Origin of the sequence: Photorhabdus temperata, from assembly GCF_025384845.1 — a bacterium.
GTDB lineage: Bacteria > Pseudomonadota > Gammaproteobacteria > Enterobacterales > Enterobacteriaceae > Photorhabdus > Photorhabdus temperata.
The window spans coordinates 1-1,713 of sequence record NZ_JAJAFX010000169.1 but is presented as its reverse complement, the minus strand read 5'-3'; the positions used below and the strand labels follow the sequence as shown (position 1 = coordinate 1,713).

The window sequence follows — 1,713 nt, the reverse complement described above, 5'->3', positions numbered from 1 at the left end:
GCAATATCGAAATCTTCTGGTAGATTGAGTAGTTGATAAAAAGCGGAATTGGCATAGATAAACCTTGATTGGAGATCTTTGGCTCCCCAAGGTTCGCTGCTTCTTTCCCACGTGTGAATTAATTGTGGGGTGATATTACTGGGTTTGTTTTTTATATGTTGCATTGTGACTCCTGAATGATTATTTCAGCCGTTATCTGCAAGGTCTGACTGCTAATTATACCTTCACCATACTTAGAATATCTTGGCCTTATAATAGAATATAATAACTTGCGCGTCAAAATACATATATTTATTAATTAAACCTTATTATTATTTTATATGGTAATTTTAATTATGGGTAAATGTAACATATAATACTATCTTGTATGAAAACATTTTAGAATAATTACTAATTAGATAAATTAATGAATTTGATTTTTCAGTCATGAGTAATTGAGTGACATGTGTTAAAAATTTTCTGTCATAAACCAGGGATGGAGAGAGCAACTCTTATAACGATGACTTGTAATAGGATGAAAGAAAAGGTGTTATCTCTGGGCCATAATAATGCGAATAAAATAGTATTTAATTGAAATAATGTACGATCAATTAAAGGATGCCTCTTAAATAGAGTCTGCGAGATATTGTAATTCGATAGTACATATTTAGGAATTATCAGCATAATCAACTATATGAGCTTTTTAACCAAAAGCCGGGTTTGAATTTTTTGACTGTTGGAATAACTAAACTTAAATAAAATTAAGGTTAAGTAAATTCTGCTTAATTTAATTTTTGAAGAATAATGGAATAAAAAACTTACTTAAAATGGTATAGCTACAAGATATAAAGTTGTATTTTAAGTTCAACTTAGATATTTGTAACAGCTGGAGCTTTACCCTATTTCCCGAAATTTGTCTCAATGGATTTTTATCTTGATGGAACAGCTGCGACCAATATCAGAGACAAAAAATCAACCTGATTTTCATAAAATTCAGAATATTCCTATAACGGACGGGCAACCGCGTGTGAAGGGGATCACGCCACCTGTGGTAAACATTCCGGGACATTTGATAATAAATTGTATTTAGTATGTTAATAAACATGATGAATTGCCAAAATCAATCAAGCTAATTTCTGTAATTTTCGGAATATTCCTATATCTTTTGAAGTTAAATTCATTGCACTATTGATTATCTATTAACCTATAAGTGGTAAGAATATGATGACCAATTTAGTTAGACCCACTCTTCGTACTGTAAACCAATGGGGAAATCAATAGAATGGCAAAAGGCTATTATCTGCTCGTTGGTGATAAAACAACCTGTGGTGGAGTTATCATCACCGGCGACCAGACCATCACATTTAACGGGCGGGCAACCGCACGTGAAGGGGATCACGTCACCTGCGGTAAACATTCCGGTACTTACATGATTGTTGGGGGCGTACCCAGCATGTTTAGCATGGGACGGCGATTGGCGGGCACATTAGATAGTGTCAGCACCTGCCCCTGTCGGGCCCGGCTGATCAATTCCGTGATGGACAGCTATGAGAAGCAGGAGGAGGTTGCTGATCGGGCTGTTGCTCCCACTAATATGCCGGCGCAAAATGTCGCTTCGTCGGTGAAGGCGGCGGGAAGCGTTCAGCCCGGTTCACCGCCAGTGACGCAGGCTCCCCCACCGCCGATACCGGTGTTTACGAAATCCTGCCAGCGGGGCAAAGGCTGTACGGATGC

General features: G+C 37.8%; 1 protein-coding gene and 1 pseudogene. One reads left to right on the top strand and one right to left on the bottom strand.

What is annotated here, in order from left to right; genetic code table 11:
- Positions 1 to 164 (bottom strand): annotated as a pseudogene (locus tag LGZ99_RS24355) (PAS domain-containing protein); the annotation flags it as partial.
- Between the two features lie 1,097 nt (positions 165 to 1,261).
- On the opposite strand from LGZ99_RS24355, the gene LGZ99_RS24350 reads away from it, so the two are divergent.
- Positions 1,262 to 1,713, top strand: a 452-nt coding sequence (locus tag LGZ99_RS24350; RefSeq protein ID WP_262979838.1) for a PAAR domain-containing protein, incomplete at its 3' end; no start/stop codon positions are given.